Origin of the sequence: Pseudidiomarina fusca (assembly GCF_032227045.1) — a bacterium.
In the GTDB taxonomy this organism is placed as follows: Bacteria; Pseudomonadota; Gammaproteobacteria; order Enterobacterales; family Alteromonadaceae; genus Pseudidiomarina; species Pseudidiomarina fusca.
On the sequence record NZ_JANFPJ010000093.1, the window covers coordinates 1 to 882 of the forward strand.

General features: G+C 45.8%; 1 protein-coding gene. It reads left to right on the top strand.

Features of this window, described 5'->3' with window-relative positions; translation table 11 throughout:
* Positions 1 to 95 precede the first annotated feature (95 nt).
* Positions 96 to 858 (top strand): IS5-like element ISSpu10 family transposase gene (locus NOG12_RS13205; protein ID WP_011789342.1). Its coding sequence is split into 2 segments (ribosomal slippage): positions 96 to 299 and positions 301 to 858, totalling 762 coding nucleotides; the frame shifts between segments, so codons are not numbered across the junction.
* Positions 859 to 882 lie beyond the last annotated feature (24 nt).

Sequence of the window (882 nt, forward strand, 5' to 3'; positions counted from 1 at the left end):
AAACTAGGGCTTGTTGATCTTTCGTGATGGATTATTAGACAGCATGATGGGCTGGTATAATTACTTTCGCCAAAAACTAACCATGACAACCCATCATGCCAAGAACAATGTTAACAGACGAGTACTGGTCAAAGCTAATCAGATTGATGCTTAAAACGGGCCGCGTATATGACAAGCCGGAACACAGAAATACTTTCGAAGGCATTTTGTATCGGATGCGGGTCGGTTGCCCTTGGCGCGATGTGCCAGAAGCTTTTGGAGATTGGAGCGCCATCTACCGGCGTTTTAACCTGTGGTCTAAAAAAAGGCATTCTAATGCAGCTATTCGCAGAGTTAAGGCAATTGGCTGATTTAGAGTGGGAATTTATAGACGGCAGCATCGTCAAAGCGCATCAGCATGCGACAGGTGCTCGCTCAGAAGATAAAGAAGCGATTGGGAAAAGTCGTGGTGGCAACACGACGAAAATCCATATGGCAGTGGATAGTTGCGGCTTGCCAATAGATTTTATTGTGACAGGCGGTGAGGTTCATGACAGTAAAGCAGCCATAGAATTACTAAAACAGCTGCCTGATGCCGAACACGTTATCGCTGACCGGGGCTATGATAGCGAGAAGATACGAGAGCAGATCCGAGAAAAAAAGGGCGTCCCTAACATACCGCGCAAGCGTAATTCGAAGATTGGTAATGGCGATATTGACTGGTGTCTGTACAAATATCGCCATCTGGTTGAGAACGTGTTTGCCAGGCTAAAACATTACCGCTCAGTAGCAACAAGGTATGATAAATTAGCCCGGAATTATGCAAGTACACTGGCCTTGGCTTGCTGCCTTATATGGCTGCCAATGTGGGTTGGCTAAATTATGAACAGCAAAGATCAACAG